Annotated in this window: 1 protein-coding gene; it reads right to left on the bottom strand. The window is 34.4% G+C overall.

Annotated features, from left to right (window positions below):
- Positions 1–187: 187 nt before the first annotated feature.
- Complete coding sequence (locus PZE06_RS26455) at positions 188–394, bottom strand: DUF1657 domain-containing protein (protein ID WP_041844991.1); 207 nt, start codon at positions 392–394, stop codon at positions 188–190.
- Positions 395–419: the final 25 nt, after the last annotated feature.

Raw genomic sequence — 419 nt, forward strand, 5'->3', positions numbered from 1 at the left:
ATTGTTATCCTCATCTAACTGATTTTGGTTATCGTTACATCCTGTTCCAAACCCGATCACGGCTAAAATGGAAAGAAAAATTTTTATTTTGGTTATTTTGTCTTTCATGAAACCATCTCCGTTTTTCCCATTATTTAAAGGAATTAAAAAAGGTTGGCCTCCCAACCAACCTTTTTTATCTTACTCATTATTGTTGTTTGTATTGAGGTTCTTCTTGTTCAATTTGTTGAACGCGTGGTTCAATGCTGTTAATAACAGATTGGGTTTGTTTAGCAGCATCTTGGTAAAGTTGCTTTGCCTGTTGATTATCTGTACCAAGAGCAAATGTTTCGAAACTTGCTTGTGCACTTTTTAAGCCTGCTAGAGCTGTCTTAACATCATTTATTACTGTCATGATGAATCCTCCTTGAATTTTTTTT

The organism is Robertmurraya sp. DFI.2.37 (genome assembly GCF_029211245.1).
Classification (GTDB): domain Bacteria; phylum Bacillota; class Bacilli; order Bacillales; family Cytobacillaceae; genus Robertmurraya; species Robertmurraya methanolica_A.

Coding starts and splice junctions, on each gene's coding strand:
- PZE06_RS26455 (WP_041844991.1), bottom strand. CDS start 394: ATGACAGTAATAAATGATGTTAAGACAGCTCTAGCAGGCTTAAAAAGT.